The following is a 23,698-nucleotide window of genomic DNA, read 5'->3' as shown; positions in this document are numbered from 1 at the left end:
CCGACATGACCTATGACATCGGCTTCCTGCTCTGGCCGCATTTGACCCAGCTTGACATGACCGGACCGGCGCAGGTGCTCAGCCGCATGCCGGGGGCACGGCTGCATTTCGTCTGGAAGGACACCGGCGCGGTGCCCAGCGATTGCGGCCTGTCGCTGGTGCCAACGACGACATTTGCCGATTGCCCGCCGCTCGACATGCTGTGCGTGCCCGGCGGTGTCGGCGTGGCGCCGGTGATGCGCGACGCGGCAGTGCTGGACTGGCTGCGGGTGCAGGCGGCAGGCGCCAGCCTTGTCACCAGCGTGTGCACCGGATCGTTGATCCTTGCCGCCGCCGGATTGCTGCGGGGCTACCGCGCCGGTTGCCACTGGGCGGCGGGCGAACAACTGGCGCTGTTCGGGGCGGAATTCGTGGCCGAGCGCATCGTCACCGACCGCAACCGCATCACGGCCGGCGGTGTCACATCGGGCATCGATTTCGCGTTTCGCATCATCGAGACACTGCACGGCCGCGATGTGGCCGAACAGATTGCGCTGGCGCTGGAATATGACCCTGCACCGATGGGCGGCGGCACGCCCGCCAGTGCCCGGCCCGAAGTGCTGGCGGCCGTGCGCGCCGGGATGGCGGCCCGGCTGGCCAGCCGCGAGGCCGATGTTGCGGCGATTGCCGCTGAAATGGAGAATGCATGATGCGCGCCCTGCTGCTGCCAATGCTGCTGATGCACCTGATCGCCGGCCCCGCCAGCGCGGAACCAACGCCGCTGGTCGTGCGCGTCATCAGCCAGGGCGCCAAATTCGTCGGCACCGGCATGGACGGCGTGCATATCACCGTGCGCGATGCCGGCAGCGGCAAGACACTTGCACAGGGCCTCGCGCTCGGCGGCACTGGCGACACGGCGCGAATCATGAACGGTAGGCCGCGCGGTACCCCGATAGCTGACGACAGCGCCGCCGCGTTCCGGGCGACACTTGATGTCACGGAACCGACACTGGTCGATGTGCAGGTGCATGGGCCGGTGCAGCCGGCAGGCGCGGCGGTGGCAGCATCGGCGCAGCATTGGCTCATCCCCGGCGCGGCGGTGCTGGGTGACGGCTGGGTCATCGAGTTGCCGGGCCTTGCCGTGTCGGCCAGCGCCAGCGCCAGCAAAAGCGCCGCCAACAATCGGCGCCGGGTGACGGCGCATGTCTCGATGATGTGCGGTTGCCCGATCACGCCTGGCGGCATGTGGGACGCGGCGCGGTTCAAGGTCGAGGCGTGGGTCGTTGGCGCAGCGGTCGGCAGCGCAGGGATGGGCAACAGGCGCGTGCCACTGGCCTATGCCGGCACGACCGGGGATTTTGCCGGCGATTTGCCGTCAGGCGCTGCGGTGATCGTGGCGCAAGACAGTCTTACGGGCGCGACCGGCACCGCACGCATTGCGGTGCCCGACTGACGCAGCCAGAATTTTGGGCCCGAATGCAGCGCCGATTCAGGGTTTGAGGACGGTCCGCCGGCCATTGAGCCGGGCATTGCCCTTGGCAGGCGCCAGTTCCGGACGGGCGTGGTCATCACGCGGGTCGACGGTGACATAGGCCAGCGCCTCGTCACGCGAGACGGGCTTCATCACCTTGGCCATGTAATGGCGCAAACCTTCGATCGTGCGTTCAGCCATAAATGTCCTAACTGTTTGTGTCCTGCCTGTTGAGGTCCGCCACCAGCGGTGCCAGCCCCTTGGTTGCCGTTTCCAGCACGGCCATGAGATTGGCATCTGCATACAGGAATTCAAGCCCTGAGTCACTGTCGAGGCAAAGCGCCGCGCTGGGTTTGGGTCGCTGCCCGGCTGGCCGCGTCCAGGCGGCAGGATTGCCGAACACCGGCACTGCGATGATCGATTGCAGCGTCGGCCGCACCAGCGCCAGCTCATATTTCGTCATGAAACGCGCGTCCGGCGGCACTGCCGACAGATCGACATGCAGCGCGCGCTTCAGGGCAAAGGCCAGCGGCGCGCCCGGCGCCCGCGGATCGATGATCAGCCGGTCATCGGCATCAGCCTCCATGCCCAGTGCGATGCGGACACGAAAGCTGTTATCGCCAAACGGCAGCACCAGCGAGGCCCGCAGGTGCAGCGGCGTGCCGGTTGGATATTGGCCGGGCCGCAGCACGGCGGCGCGCGCCTGCGCCGCTGCAATAACATCGCCCAGCGCGGCGCGAAACGCCGCCGGCAGGGCGCGCAGACGGCGGTGAAGCATCTCCTGCGCTGCCGCGCGTCCGCCCAGATAGACTTCGCAGGCCTTGTCAAAGCTGCAATCGAAATCCAGCAGGCCGATGTCGGCGGGCACATCGACATTGACCAGCCCCGGCGTCTGCCGCCGCGCCTGCACCTGGCTGCCGAAAATGCCGGTCCGGAGCACCGCGCCGGCAAAGCGCCGCAGGCCACCCAGCGGCGAAGGGCCAGGCTTGTCGCGCAGGCTGAAGGCAATGACCGGAATTGGCGGGGCATCGGGCTCGCCGCGTTCCAGCAGCAGTTTTTCGTCGTTGAACACCCACACCGGCAAATTGGCGAGCAGGCCCCCGTCGACATAGCGCGCCGATTCGCGCCCCGCGCCGCGCACCCTTGCCGGGCGGAACACGAACGGGATGGAGAAGGACGCGACAACCGCGTCGGCCACCGGCACATCGGGCGTTTCGGGGCCGAACACCACCGCCTCGCCGGTTTCGATATTGGCGGCGATGACGCGCAGCGTGGCAAACAGCGCCGCTTCTTCGGTTGGCAGCAGGTCCCCGAAACACAGCGGCGACGGCGCCGGCTGGCCGGTGCGCTGCGCCACGGCATCGCGCAGCACCTTGTCGATGAAATCCCGTGCACCGGCCGTGTCGAACAGGCCAAAGCCCATCCACAGCCTGAGCGGCGGCGGATCGCGGCCCAGCAGCCACAAGAATGTCCAGAACAAACCAAGCGCCAACAGCAGCGGCAACAGCGCCACGGCTGCCACCAGCGCGTATAACCACACCAATTTGCGCATCCGGTGGAACCACCGCCAATCGGCAAGCCCGATCAGGCCTTCGGGCACTTCACCGTTGCGAGTGAAGATATCGGCCCCCATCTTGTCGGGATCGAAGATGCTGCGCGCCGGCAGGCCAACGGCAACCAGCGCGGCGGCAATGGCGCCGGCGGACGAGCCGGCCACGCCGATCGGCACCAGCCCCTGGTCCTCGATGGCCTCGATGGCGCCGACATGGGCGATGCCCTTGGCGCCGCCGCCTTCGAAAATGGCGTAGATGGGGATGGGGATGGGGATGGGGATTGCGATGGGGGCCGGTGCCGGGGTCGTCATGGACGTGCCAGCCGGAACAAGCCCGCCGCCGCCACGATCAGCCCTGACAGCGAGATACCGGCATCAGCCAGGGTCAGCAGGCGCATGTCGGCGATGCTGGCTGCCTGCGGCCAGGCCGCAAAGCTGGCCGCGCTGAGCAGGCCGTAAGCCAGCGCCGCCCATGCCAGCCGGGCATCGCGCGTGCGCTGCCACACGTCGGCCAGCACCAGCACCGCCGGCACGAAAACAACGAGATACAGCCCTTCCAGCACCGACACCTGCCGAGGCGGCGGCACGGCAAGCGCGGCGCCGGGCAGCGCGGACAACAACTGATACTGCCACCAATACAGCGCCGCCATGCCGATTTCCGCCAGCATCCACAGCCGCAGCACGGCACCGGGCAGCGGGCTGGAGGGTGTCAGCCGATCAGCCATTGGCCCAACAGCCTGCCAAAGGGAAAGGTGAAAAATCCGGCGACCAGCAAGGCGCCGATGACGATGCTGCGCACGCCGCGTTCATGGTCGGCGATACGGTGCTCGCGAGCGGCGATGATGATGCGCGGCACTTGCAGGACCACCAGCACGGACAGGATATGGATGAACGAAAAATCGCCGGTGAACACGCCCATGCTGGCAGGGTCGGTGCTGCCGGACTTGAAGAACAGGCTTGTGGCAGCCGAGGCGAACATGGCGCCGACCCAGATCTTGCCAAGCAGGCGATGGCTGCCCGTGCCCTTGCCGCGCAGCAGCATGACCGGCGTCAGCGCCAGCGCCAGCATCATCAGCAGCAGATGCGCCCAGATAAGCGGCGGCAACAGGTGCCATTGCCCGGCGCCGCGCCATACCGCAGCCAGCACGCCGCCAAGCAGCAGCGCCGACGCGCCTGCCAGCACGCCATTGGACAGCAATCTGCTGCTCCAACCCCAGCCGCTACGTCCGGTGCGCCCTGCCGTGCTCGCCATTCCTGCCTCCCCGGTCACAGCGCGACTATGCTATGGTCTTTTCTGCAAAGCAAAGGGGACCCTTTGCGAAGCACAGGAGTTTTCCCACCATGGCACTTGTCGCACCCCTGATCTCCGCTATCGCCTCGCGGGCGCTGGCACGCCATCTGGGCGGCTCGACAGCCGGGCCGCTCGGCGCCGTGGCGGGGCTGGCGCTGCCGGGCATTGCGCGCCGGCTTGGGCCATGGGGCATGATCGGTGTCGCCGCCGGCGCCTGGGCGATGCGGCGGCTGGCGGATACGGCGCGGCCTTCATTACCCGCAGCCCTGCCGTCGCCGGCACCGCGCCAGTTGACCATCACGCCGCCGCCGATTCCGATGGCAATGCCCGGAGACTATTAGAATCAGGACGCCTTGGCGACGCTGACCAAAGCCGGGCGCAACAGCCGGTCCTTGATGACATAGCCGGCCTGGAGTTCAGCGACGATGCTGCCCGGTTCATGGGCGTCGCTGGGCACTTCGAGCATGGCCTGATGGCGATTGGGATCGAGTTTCTGCCCTTCGGTTTCGATGCGCGTGACACCATAACGACCGAATATCGCGATCAGTTCGCGTTCGGTCGCCTCGATGCCGGCGCGCACAAGGTCAACAGCGGCAGATTCGCCGGCGGCTGGCAGCGCAGCGACGGCGCGGCGCATGTTGTCGGCCACTGCCAACAGGTCGCGGGCAAAGCCGGTCATGGCATAGGCGGCAGTGTCGGCCTTGTCGCGTTCCAGCCGGCGGCGCGTGTTCTCCGTCTCGGCGGCGGCGCGCAGCACGCGGTCCTTGAGATCGGTGATTTCCGCGTCGCGGGCATCAAGCGCGGCCAGCAGCGCAGCCTCGGCATTCGGCTCGGCAATCGCCTCGGCATCTGGGCCAGCGGCGTCTTCGGGCAGATCGTCAAAAGGGGATTGGGGAGCGTCATTCACTTCGGTCATGAAACAAGCCTGCTGAGAGTTTGAGCGGTGTAGTCCACCATGGGGATGACACGCGCATAGTTCAACCGCGTCGGCCCGATAACCCCGACAACGCCTATGACCTGGCCGCCGGCCCCGCGATAGGGCGCCGCGATGACGCTGGAGCCGGACAACGAGAACAATCGCGATTCGGCGCCGATGAAAATGCGTGTCGCCTCGGCGCCGCGCGCCAGTTCGAGCAGGCGAATCAGCTCGGCCTTGTCTTCAAGGTCGTCCAGCAATTGCCGCACGCGCTCCAGGTCAACGGCGTCTTCGACCAGATTGGCCTGGCCGCGCACGATCAGCACGGGCCGCGCCGCGCCATCGGACGACCAGACGGCAAGGCCGGTTTCCACGGCAGCGCGTGTCATGACATCCAGCGCCGCCTGGTCAGTCTCGATCTCCTGGGCCAACCGTGCCGCCGCTTCGGGCAGGGTCAGGCCGGACAGGCGGGCGTTGATGTAATTGGCGGCGGCCTCCAATTGGGTGGGCACCATGCCGGGCGGCATATCGACCAGCCGGTTTTCGACACTGCCATCGGCGCCGACCAACACGGCCAGCGCCCGGCCCGGCGACAGCGGCACGAAACTGATCTGCCGGATGGTGAATTCGCGGCGCGGCACCAGCACCAGCCCGGCACAGTGCGACAAGCCGGACAACACGGCGGTGGTGCGGGACAGCGCGTCCTCAAGCGACGTGCCGGGCGCCAGCCCACCATCGATGGCGGTGCGTTCGTCCAGCGTGGGTTGGTGGGCGTGCATCATGCCGTCAACGAACATGCGCAGGCCCAGTTCCGTCGGCAGCCGCCCGGCCGATGTGTGCGGCGCCGCCAGCAGGCCCAACTCCTCAAGGTCCTGCATGGTGTTGCGGATGGATGCCGGCGACAGGCCCAGCGCCCCCAGTTTCGACAGCGTGCGGCTGCCCACCGGCTGGCCCGACGCGAGATAACCATCGACGATCTGGCGAAACACGTCGCGCGCGCGGTCGTTCAATTCTGCCAGCGGCGGGGTCTGCATCGCACTTATGTAGGCGAGGGTGGCGGCGCGTCCAAGCCCTGCGGCATTTGTCATGTGCAGGATCTCTGGGGTGGGGGGGTTCACAGCCGCGCGCCGCGCCGCTACCTGCGATGCGTCAATCAAAGGAACCTGCCCCATGCGCCCATCAGGCCGCGCCCCCGACCAGATGCGGAGCATCGAAATGATCCCGGGCTTTTCCGCCCATGCCGAAGGCTCGTGCCTTGTGAAATTCGGCAACACCCATGTCCTGGTCACCGCCAGCATCGAGGAACGCCTGCCGCCATGGCTGCGCGGCAAGGGCCAGGGCTGGGTGACGGCGGAATATGGCATGCTGCCCCGCGCCACCCACACACGCGGCAGCCGCGAAGCCGCCAAGGGCAAGCAGTCGGGCCGCACGCAGGAAATCCAGCGCCTTATTGGGCGCAGCTTGCGCGCCGTCACCGACCTGACGTTGTTGGGCGAACGCCAGATCACGCTCGATTGCGATGTCATCCAGGCCGATGGCGGCACCCGCACCGCGTCCATCTCCGGCGCCTGGGTAGCGCTGCGGCTCGCGATCGACGGCATCATGGCCAAGACCACATTGGCCGGCGACCCGCTGTCCACCCAGGTCGCGGCCATCAGCTGCGGTGTCCACAACGGCAATCCGGTGCTCGACCTTGATTACATCGAGGATTCGGACGCCGGCACCGACGCCAATTTCGTGCTGACCAGCACCGGCGGCATCGTCGAAGTGCAGGCCACAGCCGAAGGCGCGCCGTTCGACGAGGAAACCATGCTGCGCCTGCTGCGTCTGGCGCGCATAGGCTGCAACGAAGTGTTCGCCGCGCAGCTGAAGGCCGTGGGCCGGTGATGCGCCGCCAGCTTGGCCCTGGCCGGCTGGTGCTGGCGACGCACAATCCCGGCAAGGTCACCGAACTGGCCGAATTGCTCGGCCCGCACCAATTGTCGGTGGTGTCGGCGGGCGACCTTGGCTTGCCGGAACCTGACGAGACCGAAGACAGCTTCATCGGCAATGCGCAGCTCAAGGCGCTGGCGGCCGCCACCGCATCGGGCCTGCCGGCGCTTGCCGATGATTCGGGCCTGTGCGTGGAGGCGCTGGGCGGCGCGCCGGGCATTTATTCGGCGCGCTGGGCCGGGGACACCAAGGATTTCGGCAGCGCCATGACCCGCGTCTGGGCCGCGCTCAATGGTGAGGGCGATCACCGCGCGCATTTCATCTGCGCCCTCAGCATCGCCTGGCCCGACGGCCATGCCGAAACCGTCGAAGGCCGTGTCGATGGCCGGCTGGTGTGGCCGCCGCGCGGCACCAACGGCTTTGGCTATGACCCGATGTTCCTCATGGACGGGCAGCGCCAGACCTATGGCGAGATGCCGCGCGCCCATAAGGAAGCGGATAACCACCGGGCGCGCGCCTTTGTGAAACTGCTGCCGCTGCTGCCGCCGCTCAGGATATGAACCTGGCCGAACCGATTGCGCTGTATGTGCATTGGCCGTTCTGCGTCACCAAATGTCCCTATTGCGATTTCAACAGCCATGTCCGGGCCGCTGTCGATGATATGGCGTGGCGCGATGCGCTGCTTGCCGAACTGGCCTTTGAGGCAGCGCGCCTGCCGGGCCGGCGGCTGGCCAGCATCTTTTTTGGCGGCGGCACGCCCAGCCTGATGCCGCCGGCAACTGTTGCGGCAATCATCGACGCCGCGACCGCGCATTGGCCGCCCAGCGCCGACATCGAGATCACGCTGGAGGCCAATCCGTCCTCGGTCGAGGCGGCGCGTTTTGCCGGCTTTGCAGCAGCAGGCGTAGACCGCCTCAGCCTGGGCCTTCAGGCACTGGATGATGCCGACCTGAAGGCGCTGGGCCGCCCGCATGATCTGGCACAGGGGCTGGCGGCGCTGGATGTGGCGCAAAAGCATTTTGGCCGCGTCAGCTTCGATCTCATCTATGACCGTCCGGGCATGACGCAGGCCAGCTGGACTGCCGAACTGACCCGCGCGCTCGGCTTTGGCACCACGCACATGTCGCTGTATCAATTGACCATCGAGGCCGGAACGCGCTTTGCCGCACTGCATGCCAAGGGCCAGTTGACGCTGCCCGATGCCGAAACCTCGGCCGATCTGTTCGAAATCACGCGGGCGCTGACTGCCGCTGCCGGCCTGCCCACCTATGAAGTGTCGAACCATGCCAAACCGGGTCAGGAAAGCCGGCACAATATCGTGTATTGGACCTATGGCGATTATGCCGGCATCGGCCCCGGCGCCCATGGCCGCCGCATGGGCACCGCCACCGAGCGGCTGAAAAAGCCCGAGGCCTGGCTGGCCAAGGTCAGGGCCGAAGGGCACGGCATGGCGCAGCACCAGGATCTGACCATCCAGGAGCGCGCCACCGAAATGCTGGTGATGGGCTTGCGGCTGGGCACCGGTATCGGCCGGACACGCTTTGAAGCGCGCACCGGCATGGCGCTGGCCGATGCGCTGAACATGGCGGCGGTGGCCCGGCTGGCCACACAAGGCCTGTTGGTTGACGACGCCGACGGCCTGCGGCTGACGCTGGCGGGCCAGCCGGTTGTCAACGCCGTGCTGCGCGAGATTGCCGCCTAATTCTGGGAACCAAAAGTGCGTGGTGCCGGTGACACCGTGACCAGCGCGCCGGCGCCGACCTGATTCACCTCCAGCGCACGTTCGGCGATGCCCGACGGCGTGAAGCGGAACGCGCCATCGATGCCGGCAAAGCCGTCGCGGCTGTTCAATACCGCGCGCGGGAAAGGCGCCCCCAGCGCCCAGCGGCCCGCCAGCGAATTGACCAGCAGCACCGCGTCATAGCCAAAGCTGGCCAGCCGCGACGGGCTGCTGCCGAACCGCGTACGATAGCGTTCGGCCAAGCGGCCAAACCGTTCGTCGGGCACGGCGGCAAACAGCGCACCCTTGAGCGCAGGCGTGCGCCTGACCGCCGGCTCGGTGTTCCAAAGCTCGGTGCCCAGCACCACGATGCTGCCGGACGACGCGCCGAACCTGGCCAGCGCCGGCATGAACTGCGCCGCCGTGCTGCCCGAATCGGCGATCAGCAGCGCCTGGAACGGCACCGGACCCAGCAGGCCAGCGGCGCGGGCCACCGTGCCATCGGGGCGGATCACCGGCTTGGCGCCGGCCTTGATGCGCGCCTCATAGCCGGTGACCAGTCGCGCGGCGGCCGCCATCTTGATCGGGTTGCGCGCATAGCTGGCGATGGCGGTGGTGCGCCCACCGGCATCGTTGACGGCGCGCACGAATGCGGTCTGGGCGCGCTGGCCATAAGTGCCCTCGGGCATCAATGCGGCGAATCTGGCGACGCCCTTGTCGCGCGCGAACTGCACGACGCGGGTGATGGCCTGGCCGGGCTGGAACCCCATGACATAGACACCGGCGCCAGCGCTTTCCGCCACGCCGGCATCGTTGGAAAAGCTGATGACCGGCACCGGACGCGCGCCGATGGCAGCGGTGACCGGCGCGACATCGGCAGCCAGCAACGGCCCGAGAATCAGCCCGGCACCATCGCGCAGCGCAGCCTGGGCAGCCACGCCGGCACCGGCGGCAGTGTCATAGACCCGCAAGTTGAGATTTTTTTCGCCGACATCGAGCAGCGCCAGATTTGCGGCATTGGCAATCGACTGGCCAACCGGGGCATTGGCGCCGGTCAGCGGCACCAGCAGCGCGATGCGGTTCTGCGCCGCTTCGGGCAAAGGCTGTGGTGCCACGACGACAGCCGGCGGCGGCGGCGGCGCGGCCACCGGCGGCGCGGCCTTGCGCGGGCCGGCGCATGCGGCCATCAACAGCGCCAGCGCCAGCACTGGCGCAACTTGCCCCCGCGCCAGCAGTGGCGCAACTAGCCAGCGCACGCGCACGGCGTTCAGGATGGACATGTGAGCAACCTCCACACAGATGACAAACCGACCGATACCGTCACGCTGCCGAGCGGCCTTTACATCGTTGCGACCCCGATCGGCAATCTTGGTGACTTGTCGCCGCGCGCCGCCGCCGTGCTGGCCGGCGCCGCCTTGATCGCCTGCGAGGACACGCGCGTCACCGCCAAGCTGCTGGCGCATATCGGTGCCAAGGTCCCGATGCTGCCTTATCATGACCATAGTGCCCAATCGGTGCGGCCACGCATCATCGAAAAGGCGCTGGTTGCACCGGTGGCGCTGGTGTCGGATGCCGGGACGCCGCTGATTTCCGATCCCGGTTATAAACTGGTGCAGGCCGCGCGCGAGGCCGGCGTGAACATCGTCACCGTGCCCGGCCCCTGCGCCGCCATTGCCGCGCTGACGCTGGCGGGCCTGCCCACCGACCGCTTCCTGTTCGCCGGCTTCTTGCCCCCCAAGGGCGGTCCGCGCGCTGCCGTCATTGCCGAACTGGCGAGCGTTCCGGCCACTTTGGTGTTCTACGAATCAGGCCCTCGGCTGGGGGCGGCGCTGGCCGCGCTACACCAGGGCCTTGGCGACCGGCCGGCAGCGGTGGGGCGGGAATTGACCAAAAGGTTCGAGGAATGCGTGGCAGGCAGCCTGTCGGAACTGGCTGCACGCTATGCCGATGCGCCGCCGCGCGGCGAGATTGTCATCACCATCGGCCCGCCGGCGCCAGCCGAGGCCGTGTCGGCCGAGACGCTGGATGCCGCGCTGGTACAGGCGATGGGAAGCGCCAGCCTGAAATCGGCCGTGGCGCTGGTGGCGGCACGGCTGGGCCTGCCGCGCGGCGATGTCTATGCGCGGGCGCTGGCGCTGCGCGAAGGCGCTGCTGAATCCCTGGGCGGGGGCGCTGGCGATTGACCACGCGCAGCACACGCAAATCACGCGAGGCAAAGGGCCGCCGCGCCGAATGGATCGCGGCGGCCTGGCTGTGGCTGCGCGGTTACCGGCTGCTGGGGCGGCGCGTGCGGGCGGCGGGCGGCGAGATCGATCTGGTGATGCGCGACGGCGACAGTCTGGTGTTTGTCGAGGTCAAGGCGCGCGCCACTCTCGACTCGGGGCTGTTGGCGCTGCATCCTGCTGCACGTCGCCGTATCGACGCTGCGTCTCGGCAGCTTGCACCGCATTGGTCGCGGGGCTGTGTGTCGAGCCGGATCGATGTGGTGGTGATCAGGCCTTGGCGGTGGCCGGTGCATTTCAAGGCAGCATGGCGGGAAGGTGACCGATGGAACTGAATGCAATCGGGCTGCTGGATGATGCCGATATCGACCTGGTCGAGGCCGGCATTGCCCTGTCATTGGCCGACCGTCCCGATGCCGATGCGGCGCGGCTGCGGCGGCTGGTCAGCGGCTGGGCGGTCACGCTCAATCGCGATACGGCGCCGCCATCGGGCGGTGGGCGCGCGCTGCGGCTGGCCGGGCTGATTGCCGGCGACGCGGGCCTGACCGGGGCCACCGACGATTATGACCATCCCGACAATGCCGATCTGGTGGCGGTGGCGGCGCGCGGCCGCGGCCTGCCGGTGGCGCTGTCGATCCTGTATGTCGCGCTGGCGCGGCGCGTCGGCTGGCGGGCCGAGGCGCTCAACCTGCCCGGCCATGTGCTGGTTGAGGTGCATGGCCAGGGCGAGCCGGCGCTTATCGATCCGTTCGAACACGGCATCGGCATCACCCGCGCCCGCGCCCGCGACATTGCCCGCCACGGCAGCAGCGGCGACACCGCCGCCGCCCCGTTCCAGCGCATGAGCAACCGGCAGCTGCTGGTGCGGCTGATGACCAACCAGGCCAGCCGCGCCCGCGCCGCCAGCGATGCGGCCCGCGCCCGCACCTTGTATGAACGCATGACGGCGGTGGCGCCGCGCATGCCGGCGCTGTGGTGGGAACGCGCCCGGCTGGAACAACTGGCCGGCGACAATGCCGCCGCGCGCTCCAGCTTGACCGCCATGCTGGAAACCACGCATGAGCCGGCGCTTGCCCGCCGTATCCATGCCGCACTGGCGGCATTGGCCCGATCGAATACCTGAGGAACAGCAATGACTTTGCGTGTCGCGGTCCAGATGGACCCGGTCGAGGCGATCAACATCGCCGGCGATTCGACCTTTGCCCTGATGCTGGAGGCGCAAAAGCGCGGCTATTCGCTGAGCCATTATCACCCTGACCAATTGTCGGCCGAGAGCGGCCAGGTCCGCGCCCGCGCCCGGTCGCTGCGGGTGGACAATGTCCCCGGCGCGCATTTCCACTGGCAATCGGATGCAGCAACACTCGATCTGGCCGCCGACACCGATGTCGTGCTGATGCGGCAGGACCCGCCGTTCGACATGGGCTATATCACCGCCACCCATCTGCTCGAACAAGTGCAGGGCCGCACATTGGTGGTCAACGACCCGGCCGAGGTGCGTAATGCGCCTGAAAAGCTGTTCGTACTGCGCTTTCCGGACCTGATGCCGCCCACGCTTGTCACGCGCAGCCTTGATGAAGCCATGGCGTTTCGGACACGGCATGGCGCCATCGTCGTCAAGCCGCTGTATGGCAATGCCGGCACGGCGGTGTTCCTCATAGACAAGACGGACGGCAATTTGCCGGCGCTGGTCGAACTGTTCGGCAGCGTCTGGCGCGAGCCGTTCATGGTGCAGGCGTTCCTGCCCGACGTGGCACTGGGCGACAAACGCATCGTGCTGGTGGACGGCGTGCCGACCGGCGCCATCAACCGCCTGCCGAAAAAGGGCGAAATCCGATCGAACCTGGCTGCCGGCGGCGAGGCCAAGCCCACCGACCTGAGCGCGCGCGAACGCGAGATCTGCGAGCGCATCGGGCCGGAATTGAAGGCACGCGGGCTGATCTTCGTGGGCATCGACGTCATTGCCGGCTGCCTGACCGAAATCAACGTCACGTCACCGACCGGCATCCGCGCCATCGACCGGTTCAACGGCACCGACACGCCGGCGCTGATCTGGGATGCGATCGAAGCGCGGGTAGGACGCTGAACCTGCCCTACTTGGGTTTGCGCAGCGGGCCTTCGTCGGGCAGGCCGGCCACACGTTCCCAATCACCCAGCACGCAGCCGCCATAATCGATGCCGGTGCGAAAATCGGAAATCTGCACGATATCACCCCGGCATTTGCGGGCAATCGGGCTGATCCAGACCATGCCGCGCGTGCGGTCCATGATCGGGCATTCGAACCGGTTGCGCCACCAGCCGTTGCCCACTCGCACGAAATAGCCGCTGGTGCCGTTTCGGCTGCTGCGAATCTCGAAATTGCTGATGCACTGGCGCGTCTCGGCGGCGGGTGCCGCCCCGCTTGTCTCGGCAGCGGCGGGCAACGCGGCGCCAGCCAATGCGAGTCCAGACAAAACGACGATTGAGAGCGGATGGCGCATCGATATTCTCCTGCTGTCATCAAGATAGCAGAGATACGCAGCAAAGTTCAGCCTTGCCGCACCGCCGGCCCCATGGTGCGGGCAAGCGCCGCAACCACGGCATCGACATGGGTGAGATGCAGCCAGCGGCCACCATCGGCCAGCACTTCAATCTCGGCACCCGGCAGCGTTTCCTGCCAGAAGCGTGCGGCGTCGGCGAAATCATACAGCGGGTCACGCGCGCCATTGATGACGACCCAGTGCCGCGCATCCGCCATCGCCGGCGGCAGCGCGCCTGCGCCATGCGCCTGCAATTCCGCCAGAAACCCGCGCATGCCCAGCGCCGCCTGCCGCGATGCCCGGACAATATCGGCGCAGGTGTCCGGGTCGTCGATGGCGGCTTCGTCAATGGCGCTGCCTGCCACGCTTTGCCGCTGCATCCGGATGATCTGGGCCGAACTGGTGCGCCGCGACAGGATGCGCGCAAACGCGGCCGCCAGCACGGCATTGCCGAAAAACAGCGCCTTGCCGCGCCCCATCATGCCGGCATTGCGGCGATCGAGATGCGCCGGCGGGTCGGGAGCCACCAATATGCCGCCAGCGACATGGTCCGGCAGCAGTGCCGCCGTGGTCAGTGCGGCGCTGCTGGCCGTGCGGCTGAACAGCGTCACTGCGGCGATGCCCAGCGCATCGAGGATATCGCCCACGTCCGCCGCACATTCTGCAAACGGACACGGGCCCACGATCATGTCGGTGAGGCCGAAACCGGGGCGATCAAAACTGATCGGGCGCCAGCCGGCGGCCTGCAGCGCGGCGACAAGCCGGCGCGACTGGTGGCGGCCCCCGACGGCGGCGTGGAACATCAGCAATGGCCGCGCCTTTGCCGGGCCATGATCGGTCACCGCAATGCGGCCGGGCGCGCGGCGGCGGGCGATCAGGCGCAGCGGCTCGGCCGGCATTGTAGCGCCAGGCGCTTCGATCTCGACACTGCACGCCGCCGCCAGACCGGCCAGCGCATCCACTTCGGCAGCGATGCGCGCCAGATCGACGGCGTTGGCAACGCCGCAGGCCTGGAACACGATTTTCATGTCGGCCTTGGCGCTCTGGCTGGAGGCGCCCAGCGCCGCCGCTGCCGCATCGCGGGTTGCGCCATGCGCCACGGCCTGCGCCAGCGACGCCTGCCGCACCGACAATCCGAACAGGTCGGCAAACAGCGCCGTGCTGCCTTCGGGCGTGCGGACATCGCCAGCGGCAGCCGACAGGATACGGCGCACCAGATCGGTCTGGCGGGCGGCACCCACCTTGCGCATCGCATTGCCGACGATCTTGCGCGCCGTTTCATAGGCAACGCCGGTCGCTGCGGCTGCGTCCTTGAGGTCGCCGCGCCGGGCCAGCGCTGCGGCCAGCCGGCTTTCTTGGGGCGAAAGGCCATAGGCGCGCGCCGCCCGGTCCCAGGCGCCGGATTGCGGGCGAAAGGCAATGACGGCAAATTCACCGGCGCCGCCATCAAGTGCGGCGCGCACATCATCCGCCAGCGGCCAGCGTCGGGCCACGGCCAGCGTGGCGGCGGCAACGGCAACCGGGCGGCCGCTGCGATCATCGGCGATGGCCGACACGCTGGGCCGGTCGATGCCGATGCCGCGCACCACGGCGGCCAGCGGGTCCATCCCGCCGAGCCAATCAAGAAAGCGCGGATCGGCGGCGACGACCTTGCCGAACCGGTCGCTGCATGCGGATGCAAAACTGTCGGCGTGCGGGTTGGCCGGCGGGCCGGCGGCGACCACCGCCGCATCAGCCGCAGCAAGCAGCGCGTCCGGTGCCTCGGCGATGGCGGCAAACAATCCGTCATAGTCGGCCACCATGACATCGAGCAGCGCATCATCGCGGTCGGCCCGGCGGAATCGATCAAGAAAGGCGGCGGCGCTGGCTTTCACCCTTTTGTTCTAGTCGTTTGGAATGGCCGCGCAACCACACCCAAATGGGGATGTGCCGCACGCACACCGCCCGATAACCACGCTCGGACACGACATCGGGGGACAAGCATGACAACGACGATACCAGCCACACTCATGGGCGCAGCGATCATGGTTCTTGTCATGGCCACTCCGGGCGTAGCGGGTGTGAAGCTCACCTTCGAAGGCATTCCGAATTACGACCGGCCGGCGAATTATTACAACGGCGGCAGCAGCGTTTTCGGCGGCACCGGACAGGCCACCGGCAACACCGGACCCACCTTGGGGGTGGTGATCACCGATGCAGCCTTCATCCTGAAACGCTATGGCGATTGCGTGCCAAGCGGCGATTATTGCGGTCTTTCCGGCGTGTTTCCCAAGGCGCCATCGGGGATCACCGCGCTGTACAATCTCGCACAAAATTCCAACGCCCCCCGTTGGACGGTCATCAATTTCGCCGCCGGATTCACCGGCGAAGCCAGTGTCTGGCACACCGGCGGACAATCGGGCTTCGTCGTCTATCGCGATGTCGGCGGCTCCGAAGGCAATGGCGGCTTCGGCGTCCCGCTGGGCCAGTTGCAGATGCCGCAGACTTCGGGCTGCTCGGGCATACGGCCCGAAACAACGGCAGATTGCCGATGGACCAAATACACCATCAACTTCACCGGCACGGCGCGTTCGATCGTCCTTGCCGGCAACGGCAGCTATTTCGACGATGTGATGCTTGGCACGGGCGCCGTGCCCGAACCCGCCAGCTGGGCGCTGCTGCTCGCCGGCTTTGGCCTCACCGGCGCTGCGATGCGCCGCCGCTCATCCGTTCTACAGCCTGCGAAAGCCTGACCATGCGCACATTCTTGCTGATGATTGCAGCAGCCGCCATCGCCGTGCCGACCCACGCGGCGGTAACGCTGACGTTCGATGACATTCCGGACCGCGCAAAGCCGCATGATTTCTACGACGGCGGCTTGGCTGTTTTCGGCGGCGGCATGTCCGGCGATTCAGGCCCCGGCTTTGGTGTGCAAATCCGAGGCGATGCTTTTGTGCTCGAAAAGATCCGTGAATGTCCCGAAGCTGCCTGGTGCGGATCTTCGGCCATACCGACGCCGCCTTCGGGGTTGAAGGCGCTGGGTGCCTCCATCAGTGGCGACGTCTTCCGGCAGGTCACCATCAACATTGCCGCCGGCTTCACTGGCGAAATGAGCTTTTGGTCCTATGTCGGTGGCGGGGCTTTGGCCGACCCCGGCGGAGTCAAGATTTTTGAGAATCTCGGCGGCAACCAGGCGTCAGTCAACCCGCTGCTCGCCTTTGTTGCACTCCCGGCGCCAACGACCTGCGTTTTCACCTTCCGGGTGGTCACCGAGGTTACCGGATGCAGCTTCGTCAAACACACGCTCGCCTTTTCCGGCACCGCCAGGTCGGTCGTGCTGGGGGGCGCCTTCTTTGACAACATCACCTTTGGCGCAGCCGCTGCCGGTCCGCCGACCGGCGCCGTGCCCGAACCCGCCGCCTGGGCGATGCTCATCACCGGCCTTGGCCTGACGGGCACAGCGCTGCGCCGGCGCCGGCGCCAGCCTGCGGGGGTGCCAGCCTGAGGCAATCAGCCAGACCAGTTTAACCCCGAAACACATCCTTTGCCGCGCGGCGTGCCGCCAGTTCACCGATGGTGGCGGCACGCACGAACGGATTGGTGGCGGCTTCGAGCGCCAGGGTAAAGGGCACCGTTGGCAGCCCGGCGGCACGCGCTGCATCAATCAGCACGGCCCGCGCCTTCAGCGCAGCGTTTTCCGGCTCCACCGTCACGGCGAATTTCGCGTTGCTTTGCGTATATTCATGGGCACAAAACACCTGTGTTTCGGGTGCGAGTGCCATCAACTTGGCCAGCGCGGCGTGCATGTCGGCCGCCGTGCCTTCGAACAGGCGGCCGCAACCCAGCGCGAACAGCGTATCGCCGGGAAACAGCACCCGGTCGGCCTCGAAGGCATAGGCGATATGGCCCGCCGTATGCGCGCCGACATCCAGCACGCGCGCCGTAGAGGCGCCAACAGAAACGGTGTCCGGCTCGGCCACCGCGCGACCGATATGGGGAATGCGCGCCGCCTCGGCGCGCGGCCCCGTCACCCGCGCCCCTGTCGCGGCCACAATCGCCGCGTTGCCGCCGACATGATCGGGGTGCCAGTGCGTGTTCAGTATCTGGGTGATCGTCCAGCCGCGCGCCGCCGCCGCCGCCAGCACGGGGTCGGCGACTGCCGGGTCGATGACTGCGGTTTCGCCTGTGGCGGCATCATGGGCCAGATAGACGTAATTGTCGGTCAGCACCGGGATCTGAACGACCTCCAGCATCACCATGCCCCGGTGTTGGGCATCGACAGCCATGGTTCGATGGGCGTCAGCGCCGGACCAGCCTGGAGCAGTTCCACCGAAATGCCGTCGGGCGAGCGCACGAACGCCATACGGCCATCGCGCGGCGGGCGATTGATGGTGACGCCGCCGTCCAGCAATCGCTGGCAGGCGGCATGGATGTCATCGACGGCATAAGCGAGATGGCCGAAATTGCGCCCGCCCGTGTATCCCGCCTCGTCCCAATTGTGCGTCAGTTCCACCTGCGCCGCTTCATCACCCGGCGCCGCCAAAAAGATCAGCGTGAAACGCCCCGCGGCATTGTCATGGCGGCTGAGTTCACGCAGCCCGAGCAGGGCAAAGAAATCAAGCGTTGCGGTCACATCCGACACGCGGATCATGGTGTGCAGATATTTCATCGCAGCGGCCTTCCTTCAAACGCTTCGAATTTGGTGACAACCGCATCCGGCAAGGGCGCCGATGGTGCGCGCGGTTCGAGGACATGGACCTGCACTTCCTCGCCGGTGGCGCGCAGGTCCTCGCCTGGCCCGACATGCAGTTCGAATTGAAAAATCATCGACGACCGGCCGATACGGGCGCAGCGCACGCAAATGGCAACCATTTCATCGAGCAGGATCGGCGCCTTGTATTGCACCTCGGCCTTGGCAACGTGCATTTCGGGGCCACCGGACAGGCCGGTGCCGTCATACAGGCCAACGGCGCGGAAATATTCCACCAGGCCGATATCGAAATATTCGAGATAGCGGCTGTTGAACACCACGGCCTGCGCATCCACCTCGGCAAAGCGGACGCGCTTGGGAAAGCTGAAACGAAAATCGGTGCGTGCCATCAGGGCGGTGTAGCAGCCGCAGCCATGTCCGTCAGCGCCTTTTGCGCGGCCTTGCCGGCATCGGATTCGGGGTCGGCACTTGCCGCCGCCGCCCATGCCGCCTTGGCGAGATCGGTCTTGCTTTGGGCCGCAGCGATATTGCCAGCCTCGAACTGCACCGAGGCGCTGTCGGGGACGAGGCGCGCGGCCTCCACAATGGCGGATTCCGCTACGGGCCAATCGGCGCGGTAGCGCGCGCAGGTGGCGCGCAGCAGCCAGCCCTGCGGCTGCTCCGGATCGAGCGCCGTCACCTGCGCCAGATCATCGGCAGCCTCGTCAAGCCGCTTGAGATCGACCAGCGCCGACGCCCGGCTTTGGCGCAAGGCAGCCTCGGCACGGGGGCTGATCTCGATGCCGCCGGGCCGGGCCAGGGCGCGGCCCAGATAACGCACCGCCTGCTCCGGTCGCTCGGCGATCAACGCCGCCTCGCCGGCTTCGCGCCACAAGGTCACGGCGCGGCCGTCGCGCGTATCTTCGGCGGCGATGGCAGCGGCTTCGAAACTGGCGAAGGCGGCGTTGTAGTCGCTGCCCTGGAACTGGGCGACTGCAAGGCAGTGCCGCGCCGCCGCACCGCCGCCTTCGGCCCGCCAGCCCAAGGCATAGGCAATGGCGCGGTCGGGGCGGGTCTGCGCCAGTTTCATGCAGGTGTTGGCCCGCGCGTCATGGGTGCTGCTGAGCTGTGCGGCGGCAGGCGCGGCGGCGGCGCAGGCAAGCGCGGCGAGAATGACAGCAAGTTTCACAGGCCCAGGGATTCCACAAGTCGGAGCAGCAACGCAATATCGCCCGGCCGCGACAGCCGGTGGTCGCTGTCCTTGACCAATGCGACCTGAACATCGCCCGAACGCAGCCGGGCCGCGATATCGAGGCTGAGCCGCCACGGCACGGCGTCGTCCGCCTGACCGTGCAGCAGCCGCACCGGCGCGTCGATGGCGATCGTGCCGTCCATCAGCAGATGCGCCGGCGCATCATCGATCAGCGCGCGCGAATAGCGATAGGGCTCGCCATAGTTCGAAGGCCGGGTGAACCAGCCCTGCCGCGCCAGCGCCGCCCGGTCGCGTTCTCCGATGGTCAGGCCCCAGACGGTGAAATCGGGCGCGGGCGCGATGCCGATCACGCCGGACAGTCGCTCCTTCAGCCGCTGCCCCAGCACCAGCGCAATCCAGCCGCCCATCGACGAGCCGACCAGCAGAGCCGGGCCATCGGGCCAGACGTGATCGATGACCGCCTGTGCATCATTGGCCCAGCGGGTGATGGAGCCATCCAGAAAATCACCGCTGCTGGCGCCGCAGCCCGAATAATCCAGCCGCAGGCACGCCCGGCCCTGAACCGCCGCCCAATCGGACAGCGCCTGCGCCTTGGACCCGGTCATGTCCGACATGTAGCCGGGCAGGAACACCAGCAAAGGCCCGGCGCCCGGTTGAAAGCAATAGGCAAGGCTGGCGCCGTGATGGGCGAGGAAACAGGGCGGCGACATGCAGAGGCGATAGCGGCATGACGCTAGGAACGCCAGCGGCTCGGAACCGGGCGGCTATGCCGGCGTTTGGGCGGGGTGACGGCACATGTCTGCCGGAAACAGGAACCATCATGAACAAGCCGGATCGAACGCGGACATGGCTGGCCGCAGCAATGGCGGCGGGCCTGCTGGCGGGGGCGATATCCGGCCCGGCGCAGGCGCAGACACAGGCCGCCAAGACGGACAATCGCAGCGAAATCGACAAGACTCTGGTCGGTGCCGGCAAGGCCGCATCACGCCCGCTGCGCGATCTCAACATCATCAAGGTCCAGATACCGCCGGGGCTGGTGGCGATCATGGACCGGCCCTATGCCATGGGCCGCACTTGCCCGCTGCTGCGGCGCGAGGTGCAGCGGATGACGGCCATATTGGGGCCGGATGTCGATTCCGGACGGCCGCGCAAGGGCATGACCGCCAGCGAAAAGATCATCGATGGGGCCGAAGGCGTGTCGGGCGGCATCATTCCGGGGCAAGGCCTGCTGCGCAAGCTGACAGGCGCCCAGGCGGGGCAAAAACGCCTCGCCGCCGCGATCCTCGCGGGCCATATGCGCCGCGCCTATGCCAAGGGCATGGCACGCGGCAAGGGCTGCCGGCGCGTCTGAACCGGAACTCGCACAGGGACTCGCACTGACGCGCTGGTCCGAAATGGCGCGGCGGCTGCCGCCATGGTTGACTTGGGCGCAGACGCGGGACAGTGACCGGATGCAAATTCCCTGCAAAAGGCGCCGCCGGTACTCACATGTCCGAACTTATCACCCTGACGCTCCCCGATGGCTCCACGCGCGAGATGCCGCGCGGTACCACTGGCGCAGATGTGGCAGCCAGCATCGGCCCGGGGCTGCTGAAGGCGGCGCTGGCGGCGCGCGTCGATGGCGAACTGGTCGATCTGCACCGGCCCATAGTGACCGATGCGCGCCTCGCGCTGGTGACGGCCAAGGACGAGGCCGATGCGCTGGAACTGGCGCGCCATGATTTCGCCCATGTGCTGGCCGAGGCGGTGCAGTCGCTGTTTCCCGGCACGCAGATCACGTTCGGGCCATCGACGGACGACGGGTTTTATTATGACGTGGCGCCGCCGGCGTCGCGCGGCCCGTTTACCGAGGACGATCTGCCGGCCATCGAGGCCGAGATGCGCCGCATCATCGGCGCCAACAAGCCGCTGCGCCGCGAGGAATGGGACCGCGCCGCGCTGATCGCCAAGTGGCAACAGCAGGGCGAAACCTTCAAGGCTGAGTGGGCGGCGGACCTTCCCGGCGGCGAAGCGCTGTCGGTCTATTGGTCCGGCGACAACTGGTTCGACATGTGCCGGGGGCCGCATCTGCCCTCGACGGGGCGCCTCGACCCGGCGGCCTTCAAGCTGACGCGCGTGTCGGGTGCCTATTGGCGCGGCGACCAGGCCAATGCCATGCTCAGCCGCATCTATGGCACCGGCTGGCTGAACAAGAAGCAACTCGACGCGCACATGACGCGGCTTGAGGAAGCGGCCAAGCGCGACCACCGCAAGATCGGCCAGGAAATGGACCTGTTCCATTTGCAGGCCGAGGCGCATGGCAGCGTGTTCTGGCATGCACGCGGCTTTGTCATCTACCGCGCGCTTGAGGCCTATATGCGCCGGCGCCTCGATGCCGCCGGCTATCTGGAGGTGAAAACCCCGCAGATCATGGACGCCCGGCAATGGGAACAGTCCGGCCACTGGGGCAAATACCGCGAAAACATGTTCGTCATCCCCGACGAAGTGCCCAACGTCGATGACGACGGCCCGGTGATTTCCGACAAGGCGCAGTGGATGGCGCTGAAGCCGATGAACTGCCCGGCGCATGTGCTGATTTTCCGGCAGGGCATCAAATCCTATCGCGACCTGCCGCTGCGCCTTGCCGAAATGGGCTGCTGCCACCGCAACGAACCGCATGGCGCGCTGCACGGCCTGATGCGCGTGCGCCAGTTCACGCAGGACGACGCGCACATCTTTTGCCGCGAGGACCAGATCGTCGGCGAAATCGCGCGGTTCTGCGACCTGCTCGATGTCGTCTACAAGGACCTGGGCTTCAGCGACTATGCCATCAAGCTGGCGCTGCGCCCCGAAAAGCGCTTCGGCACCGATGCCATGTGGGATTGGTCCGAACAATCGATGCGCGACGCGGTCAAGGCGACGGGCCGCGACAACGCTGACTGGGGCTGGGAAGAGCTGCCCGGCGAAGGCGCGTTCTATGCTCCCAAGCTCGAATTCCACCTGACCGACGCCATCGGCCGCACCTGGCAGGTCGGCACCATCCAGACCGACACGGTGCTGCCCGAACGGCTCGATGCCAGCTACATCGCCGAGGACGGCGCCCGCCACCGGCCCGTCATGCTGCACCGGGCAATCCTGGGCAGCTATGAACGCTTCATCGGCATATTGATCGAACATTATGCCGGGCGTTTCCCTGTCTGGCTGGCGCCGGTGCAGGCGGTTGTCGCGACCATCGTGTCCGATGCCGATGGCTATGCCCAGCACGTCACCGAGGCACTGCAAAAGGCCGGCATCCGCAGCGAAACCGACCTGCGGAACGAAAAGATCAACCTCAAGGTCCGCGAGCACAGCTTGACCAAGGCGGCATACATGCTGGTCGTCGGCCGCCGCGAAGCCGAAGAAGGCACGGTGGCGCTGCGCAACCTGGCAGGCGGCGAACAAACGGTGCTGCCGCTGGCCGAAGCGATCGCACTGCTCAAGGCCGAAGCCACCCCGCCCGATCTGCGCGCGTAAAATCCTCTCCCGCAGCCGGGAGTGGATTTACGGCTTCAGATGGCGTTCCAGATATTCGGCTGTGGCGGCGTCCACGCGCTTCCAGCTGTCATGCCGCAGGAAGTCGTGGATTTCATTGGGGATGATCATCTCCTCGAACGGCACGCCGCGCATGCGCAATTCGGCGGCCAGAGCGATGGTCTGATTGATGCGCACGTTGCGATCATCATCGCCGTGGATCAGCAGCGCCGGGCTTTTCCAGCCCGCCACATCGGCCAGCGGGGAGGATTGCCACGCGGTGCGCAGCGCCTGGTCACGCTGGGTGTCGCGATAGCTGGTGATACCCGGCCCCAGCGTCTCGATCATGGAGCGCGAAAAATCGTGGACGCCGTGAATGTCCACCCCGGCCTTGAACACGTCGCTGTTGCGGGCCAGTGCCTTGGCGGTAAGGAACCCGCCATAGCTGCCGCCCCAGATGCCGATGCGGCTGCCATCGACATCGCTGCGGCCTTGCAGCCATTTCGCGCCGGACAATACATCCTGATACTCGCTGGCGCCGCGCGGCCCGCCGTCGACAGGATGCTGGAAATCATGACCATAGCCGATCCCCAGCCGGAAGTTGATGCTGAGCACCACAAAACCCCGGGCCGCCAGATACTGGTTCAGCGCATAGGCATTGGCATAATAGCGCATGTGGCTGAAGCCGAGCAGCATCTGCCGCGGCGGGCCGCCGTGCACGAACACCA

29 protein-coding genes are annotated in these 23,698 nt (G+C 67.1%); 14 read left to right on the top strand and 15 right to left on the bottom strand.

The genetic code is table 11. The features are described 5' to 3' along the window. Window positions 1-5: 5 nt before the first annotated feature. On the top strand, window positions 6-689 hold the full coding sequence (locus RMQ73_RS00850) for a DJ-1/PfpI family protein (RefSeq protein WP_310496066.1): 684 nt from the start codon (window positions 6-8) through the stop codon (window positions 687-689). Then, window positions 686-1,432 (top strand): hypothetical protein, encoded by a 747-nt coding sequence (locus tag RMQ73_RS00845; RefSeq protein ID WP_310496065.1) that lies wholly within the window; start codon window positions 686-688, stop codon window positions 1,430-1,432. Before RMQ73_RS00850 ends, RMQ73_RS00845 begins: the two co-directional genes overlap by 4 nt. 36 nt (window positions 1,433-1,468) lie before the next feature. Here RMQ73_RS00845 and RMQ73_RS00840 read toward each other — a convergent pair whose 3' ends face one another. Genes RMQ73_RS00840 through RMQ73_RS00825 form a run of 4 tightly spaced genes read right to left on the bottom strand, consistent with a single transcriptional unit; the run spans window position 1,469 to window position 4,254 of the window. Beyond that, window positions 1,469-1,651 (bottom strand): hypothetical protein, encoded by a 183-nt coding sequence (locus RMQ73_RS00840; protein ID WP_310496064.1) that lies wholly within the window; start codon window positions 1,649-1,651, stop codon window positions 1,469-1,471. A gap of 7 nt (window positions 1,652-1,658) precedes the next feature. Continuing rightward, entirely contained in the window at window positions 1,659-3,314 is a 1,656-nt protein-coding gene (locus RMQ73_RS00835) for a patatin-like phospholipase family protein (protein ID WP_310496063.1), read from the bottom strand. Then, entirely contained in the window at window positions 3,311-3,727 is a 417-nt protein-coding gene (locus RMQ73_RS00830; RefSeq protein ID WP_310496062.1) for a hypothetical protein, read from the bottom strand. Before RMQ73_RS00830 ends, RMQ73_RS00835 begins: the two co-directional genes overlap by 4 nt. After that, entirely contained in the window at window positions 3,712-4,254 is a 543-nt protein-coding gene (locus RMQ73_RS00825) for a DUF2306 domain-containing protein (protein ID WP_310496061.1), read from the bottom strand. Before RMQ73_RS00825 ends, RMQ73_RS00830 begins: the two co-directional genes overlap by 16 nt. Window positions 4,255-4,343: 89 nt before the next feature. On the opposite strand from RMQ73_RS00825, the gene RMQ73_RS00820 reads away from it, so the two are divergent. Beyond that, complete coding sequence (locus tag RMQ73_RS00820; protein ID WP_310496060.1) at window positions 4,344-4,634, top strand: hypothetical protein; 291 nt, start codon at window positions 4,344-4,346, stop codon at window positions 4,632-4,634. A gap of 2 nt (window positions 4,635-4,636) precedes the next feature. Here RMQ73_RS00820 and RMQ73_RS00815 read toward each other — a convergent pair whose 3' ends face one another. Together RMQ73_RS00815 and hrcA are read right to left on the bottom strand one after the other, a co-directional pair. Then, on the bottom strand, window positions 4,637-5,209 hold the full coding sequence (locus RMQ73_RS00815) for a nucleotide exchange factor GrpE (RefSeq protein ID WP_310496059.1): 573 nt from the start codon (window positions 5,207-5,209) through the stop codon (window positions 4,637-4,639). Beyond that, window positions 5,206-6,243 (bottom strand): heat-inducible transcriptional repressor HrcA, encoded by a 1,038-nt coding sequence (gene hrcA, locus RMQ73_RS00810; protein ID WP_310496082.1) that lies wholly within the window; start codon window positions 6,241-6,243, stop codon window positions 5,206-5,208. The genes RMQ73_RS00815 and hrcA overlap by 4 nt, the downstream gene beginning before the upstream one ends. A gap of 136 nt (window positions 6,244-6,379) precedes the next feature. Here hrcA and rph point away from each other — a divergent pair, with 136 nt between their 5' ends. The 3 genes from rph to hemW are packed head-to-tail and all read left to right on the top strand — an operon-like array spanning window position 6,380 to window position 8,843. Beyond that, window positions 6,380-7,096, top strand: a complete 717-nt coding sequence (gene rph, locus RMQ73_RS00805) for a ribonuclease PH (RefSeq protein ID WP_310496058.1) — start codon at window positions 6,380-6,382, stop codon at window positions 7,094-7,096. After that, on the top strand, window positions 7,096-7,701 hold the full coding sequence (rdgB, locus tag RMQ73_RS00800) for an RdgB/HAM1 family non-canonical purine NTP pyrophosphatase (RefSeq protein WP_310496081.1): 606 nt from the start codon (window positions 7,096-7,098) through the stop codon (window positions 7,699-7,701). The genes rph and rdgB overlap by 1 nt, the downstream gene beginning before the upstream one ends. Further along, complete coding sequence (hemW, locus tag RMQ73_RS00795) at window positions 7,698-8,843, top strand: radical SAM family heme chaperone HemW (RefSeq protein ID WP_310496057.1); 1,146 nt, start codon at window positions 7,698-7,700, stop codon at window positions 8,841-8,843. Before rdgB ends, hemW begins: the two co-directional genes overlap by 4 nt. Here hemW and RMQ73_RS00790 read toward each other — a convergent pair. After that, entirely contained in the window at window positions 8,840-10,141 is a 1,302-nt protein-coding gene (locus tag RMQ73_RS00790; protein ID WP_310496056.1) for a penicillin-binding protein activator, read from the bottom strand. The genes hemW and RMQ73_RS00790 overlap by 4 nt on opposite strands. Between RMQ73_RS00790 and rsmI the strand changes: the two genes are divergently transcribed. From rsmI to gshB, 4 genes are read left to right on the top strand one after another with little or no spacing between them, the layout of a single operon-like run. After that, window positions 10,142-11,044 (top strand): 16S rRNA (cytidine(1402)-2'-O)-methyltransferase, encoded by a 903-nt coding sequence (gene rsmI, locus RMQ73_RS00785; protein ID WP_310496055.1) that lies wholly within the window; start codon window positions 10,142-10,144, stop codon window positions 11,042-11,044. Next, window positions 11,041-11,418 (top strand): YraN family protein, encoded by a 378-nt coding sequence (locus RMQ73_RS00780; protein ID WP_310496054.1) that lies wholly within the window; start codon window positions 11,041-11,043, stop codon window positions 11,416-11,418. The genes rsmI and RMQ73_RS00780 overlap by 4 nt, the downstream gene beginning before the upstream one ends. After that, window positions 11,409-12,206 (top strand): transglutaminase family protein, encoded by a 798-nt coding sequence (locus tag RMQ73_RS00775; RefSeq protein ID WP_310496053.1) that lies wholly within the window; start codon window positions 11,409-11,411, stop codon window positions 12,204-12,206. The genes RMQ73_RS00780 and RMQ73_RS00775 overlap by 10 nt, the downstream gene beginning before the upstream one ends. Window positions 12,207-12,215: 9 nt before the next feature. Further along, a complete protein-coding gene (gshB, locus tag RMQ73_RS00770) occupies window positions 12,216-13,166 on the top strand; it encodes a glutathione synthase (RefSeq protein ID WP_310496052.1) in 951 nt (316 codons plus the stop codon). Window positions 13,167-13,173: 7 nt separating this feature from the next. On the opposite strand, the gene RMQ73_RS00765 is transcribed toward gshB, so the two are convergent. Together RMQ73_RS00765 and RMQ73_RS00760 are read right to left on the bottom strand one after the other, a co-directional pair. Continuing rightward, on the bottom strand, window positions 13,174-13,560 hold the full coding sequence (locus RMQ73_RS00765; protein ID WP_310496051.1) for a hypothetical protein: 387 nt from the start codon (window positions 13,558-13,560) through the stop codon (window positions 13,174-13,176). 47 nt (window positions 13,561-13,607) lie between these two features. Further along, window positions 13,608-15,473: an alpha/beta fold hydrolase gene (locus RMQ73_RS00760; protein ID WP_310496050.1), complete on the bottom strand. Its 1,866-nt coding sequence runs from the start codon at window positions 15,471-15,473 to the stop codon at window positions 13,608-13,610. Between the two features lie 108 nt (window positions 15,474-15,581). Between RMQ73_RS00760 and RMQ73_RS00755 the strand changes: the two genes are divergently transcribed. Both RMQ73_RS00755 and RMQ73_RS00750 read left to right on the top strand, forming a co-directional pair. Continuing rightward, window positions 15,582-16,331 carry a PEPxxWA-CTERM sorting domain-containing protein gene (locus tag RMQ73_RS00755; protein ID WP_310496049.1) on the top strand — a complete coding sequence of 250 codons (750 nt, stop codon included), beginning with the start codon at window positions 15,582-15,584 and terminating at the stop codon, window positions 16,329-16,331. 2 nt (window positions 16,332-16,333) lie between these two features. Continuing rightward, complete coding sequence (locus tag RMQ73_RS00750) at window positions 16,334-17,083, top strand: PEPxxWA-CTERM sorting domain-containing protein (RefSeq protein ID WP_310496048.1); 750 nt, start codon at window positions 16,334-16,336, stop codon at window positions 17,081-17,083. A gap of 19 nt (window positions 17,084-17,102) precedes the next feature. On the opposite strand, the gene gloB is transcribed toward RMQ73_RS00750, so the two are convergent. From gloB to RMQ73_RS00725, 5 genes are read right to left on the bottom strand one after another with little or no spacing between them, the layout of a single operon-like run. Beyond that, window positions 17,103-17,831, bottom strand: a complete 729-nt coding sequence (gene gloB, locus RMQ73_RS00745; RefSeq protein WP_310496080.1) for a hydroxyacylglutathione hydrolase — start codon at window positions 17,829-17,831, stop codon at window positions 17,103-17,105. Next, on the bottom strand, window positions 17,831-18,247 hold the full coding sequence (locus RMQ73_RS00740; protein ID WP_310496047.1) for a VOC family protein: 417 nt from the start codon (window positions 18,245-18,247) through the stop codon (window positions 17,831-17,833). The genes gloB and RMQ73_RS00740 overlap by 1 nt, the downstream gene beginning before the upstream one ends. After that, window positions 18,244-18,678, bottom strand: coding sequence for an acyl-CoA thioesterase (locus tag RMQ73_RS00735; RefSeq protein ID WP_310496046.1), 435 nt, complete (start codon window positions 18,676-18,678; stop codon window positions 18,244-18,246). Before RMQ73_RS00735 ends, RMQ73_RS00740 begins: the two co-directional genes overlap by 4 nt. Continuing rightward, a complete protein-coding gene (locus tag RMQ73_RS00730; RefSeq protein WP_310496045.1) occupies window positions 18,678-19,457 on the bottom strand; it encodes a hypothetical protein in 780 nt (259 codons plus the stop codon). Before RMQ73_RS00730 ends, RMQ73_RS00735 begins: the two co-directional genes overlap by 1 nt. Then, on the bottom strand, window positions 19,454-20,191 hold the full coding sequence (locus RMQ73_RS00725; protein WP_310496044.1) for an alpha/beta hydrolase: 738 nt from the start codon (window positions 20,189-20,191) through the stop codon (window positions 19,454-19,456). Before RMQ73_RS00725 ends, RMQ73_RS00730 begins: the two co-directional genes overlap by 4 nt. Before the next feature lie 110 nt (window positions 20,192-20,301). Here RMQ73_RS00725 and RMQ73_RS00720 point away from each other — a divergent pair, with 110 nt between their 5' ends. Beyond that, complete coding sequence (locus RMQ73_RS00720; protein ID WP_310496043.1) at window positions 20,302-20,832, top strand: hypothetical protein; 531 nt, start codon at window positions 20,302-20,304, stop codon at window positions 20,830-20,832. Window positions 20,833-20,969: 137 nt separating this feature from the next. Beyond that, a complete protein-coding gene (gene thrS, locus RMQ73_RS00715; RefSeq protein WP_310496042.1) occupies window positions 20,970-22,973 on the top strand; it encodes a threonine--tRNA ligase in 2,004 nt (667 codons plus the stop codon). A 27-nt stretch (window positions 22,974-23,000) separates the two neighbouring features. Here thrS and RMQ73_RS00710 read toward each other — a convergent pair. Continuing rightward, window positions 23,001-23,698: prolyl oligopeptidase family serine peptidase (locus RMQ73_RS00710; RefSeq protein WP_310496041.1), on the bottom strand; the 698-nt coding region annotated here is incomplete at its 5' end.

The organism is Sandarakinorhabdus sp. (assembly GCF_031430775.1).
Lineage (GTDB): Bacteria > Pseudomonadota > Alphaproteobacteria > Sphingomonadales > Sphingomonadaceae > Sandarakinorhabdus.
Note: the sequence above shows the minus strand (reverse complement) of the source record. Positions and strands in the feature narration are given on the sequence as shown.

Excerpts from the sequence above, each read along its gene's own strand:
- rdgB (WP_310496081.1), top strand. The coding sequence starts at position 7,096 with ATGCGCCGCCAGCTTGGCCCTGGCCGGCTGGTGCTGGCGACGCACAAT.
- RMQ73_RS00850 (WP_310496066.1), top strand. The coding sequence starts at position 6 with ATGACCTATGACATCGGCTTCCTGCTCTGGCCGCATTTGACCCAGCTT.
- RMQ73_RS00735 (WP_310496046.1), bottom strand. The coding sequence starts at position 18,678 with ATGGCACGCACCGATTTTCGTTTCAGCTTTCCCAAGCGCGTCCGCTTT.
- RMQ73_RS00820 (WP_310496060.1), top strand. The coding sequence starts at position 4,344 with ATGGCACTTGTCGCACCCCTGATCTCCGCTATCGCCTCGCGGGCGCTG.
- RMQ73_RS00720 (WP_310496043.1), top strand. The coding sequence starts at position 20,302 with ATGAACAAGCCGGATCGAACGCGGACATGGCTGGCCGCAGCAATGGCG.
- RMQ73_RS00755 (WP_310496049.1), top strand. The coding sequence starts at position 15,582 with ATGACAACGACGATACCAGCCACACTCATGGGCGCAGCGATCATGGTT.
- RMQ73_RS00835 (WP_310496063.1), bottom strand. The coding sequence starts at position 3,314 with ATGACGACCCCGGCACCGGCCCCCATCGCAATCCCCATCCCCATCCCC.
- RMQ73_RS00845 (WP_310496065.1), top strand. The coding sequence starts at position 686 with ATGATGCGCGCCCTGCTGCTGCCAATGCTGCTGATGCACCTGATCGCC.
- gloB (WP_310496080.1), bottom strand. The coding sequence starts at position 17,831 with ATGCTGGAGGTCGTTCAGATCCCGGTGCTGACCGACAATTACGTCTAT.
- RMQ73_RS00725 (WP_310496044.1), bottom strand. The coding sequence starts at position 20,191 with ATGTCGCCGCCCTGTTTCCTCGCCCATCACGGCGCCAGCCTTGCCTAT.
- RMQ73_RS00840 (WP_310496064.1), bottom strand. The coding sequence starts at position 1,651 with ATGGCTGAACGCACGATCGAAGGTTTGCGCCATTACATGGCCAAGGTG.
- RMQ73_RS00750 (WP_310496048.1), top strand. The coding sequence starts at position 16,334 with ATGCGCACATTCTTGCTGATGATTGCAGCAGCCGCCATCGCCGTGCCG.
- RMQ73_RS00790 (WP_310496056.1), bottom strand. The coding sequence starts at position 10,141 with ATGTCCATCCTGAACGCCGTGCGCGTGCGCTGGCTAGTTGCGCCACTG.
- gshB (WP_310496052.1), top strand. The coding sequence starts at position 12,216 with ATGACTTTGCGTGTCGCGGTCCAGATGGACCCGGTCGAGGCGATCAAC.
- RMQ73_RS00815 (WP_310496059.1), bottom strand. The coding sequence starts at position 5,209 with ATGACCGAAGTGAATGACGCTCCCCAATCCCCTTTTGACGATCTGCCC.
- RMQ73_RS00825 (WP_310496061.1), bottom strand. The coding sequence starts at position 4,254 with ATGGCGAGCACGGCAGGGCGCACCGGACGTAGCGGCTGGGGTTGGAGC.
- RMQ73_RS00830 (WP_310496062.1), bottom strand. The coding sequence starts at position 3,727 with ATGGCTGATCGGCTGACACCCTCCAGCCCGCTGCCCGGTGCCGTGCTG.
- RMQ73_RS00740 (WP_310496047.1), bottom strand. The coding sequence starts at position 18,247 with ATGAAATATCTGCACACCATGATCCGCGTGTCGGATGTGACCGCAACG.
- rph (WP_310496058.1), top strand. The coding sequence starts at position 6,380 with ATGCGCCCATCAGGCCGCGCCCCCGACCAGATGCGGAGCATCGAAATG.
- hemW (WP_310496057.1), top strand. The coding sequence starts at position 7,698 with ATGAACCTGGCCGAACCGATTGCGCTGTATGTGCATTGGCCGTTCTGC.
- thrS (WP_310496042.1), top strand. The coding sequence starts at position 20,970 with ATGTCCGAACTTATCACCCTGACGCTCCCCGATGGCTCCACGCGCGAG.
- hrcA (WP_310496082.1), bottom strand. The coding sequence starts at position 6,243 with ATGCAGACCCCGCCGCTGGCAGAATTGAACGACCGCGCGCGCGACGTG.
- RMQ73_RS00765 (WP_310496051.1), bottom strand. The coding sequence starts at position 13,560 with ATGCGCCATCCGCTCTCAATCGTCGTTTTGTCTGGACTCGCATTGGCT.
- RMQ73_RS00775 (WP_310496053.1), top strand. The coding sequence starts at position 11,409 with ATGGAACTGAATGCAATCGGGCTGCTGGATGATGCCGATATCGACCTG.